At 60.1% G+C, this 406-nt stretch carries 1 protein-coding gene; it reads right to left on the minus strand.

All coding sequences use genetic code 11. The features are described from left to right. A partial coding sequence (locus tag AX692_RS03880; protein WP_155646255.1) for a S1C family serine protease occupies positions 1–406 on the minus strand: 406 nt, incomplete at both ends.

Genomic DNA, 406 nt, shown 5'->3' on the forward strand with positions numbered 1-406 from the left:
TTGTCACGCCGATCCTGCCACGCTTGACCTCGCCAAACTGGCGCAACTGATCGGCGACACCCATCGCCATCTGAATGGGTACGGCGAAACCAATACCGATATTGCCGCCGCCGCGGCCCGAGAGAATCGCCGTGTTGATACCAATCAGGCGCCCGCGGCTATCAAGCAAAGCACCGCCTGAGTTGCCCGAATTGATCGGGGCATCAGTCTGGATATAATCTTCGAGGCCCTCACCAATCCCTGAGCGGCCGAGACCGCTGACGATCCCCATGGTCAACGTCTGTTCCAAGCCCAACGGGTAGCCGACAGCAAAGGCCAGATCACCGACCTTGAGCGACTGCGAGTTTCCCCGAGCAATCGGTTGAAGGTCGCGCGCGGCGACGGTGATCAACGCGATGTCGGTATC

Origin of the sequence: Erythrobacter donghaensis (genome assembly GCF_001557325.1) — a bacterium.
GTDB lineage: Bacteria > Pseudomonadota > Alphaproteobacteria > Sphingomonadales > Sphingomonadaceae > Erythrobacter > Erythrobacter donghaensis_B.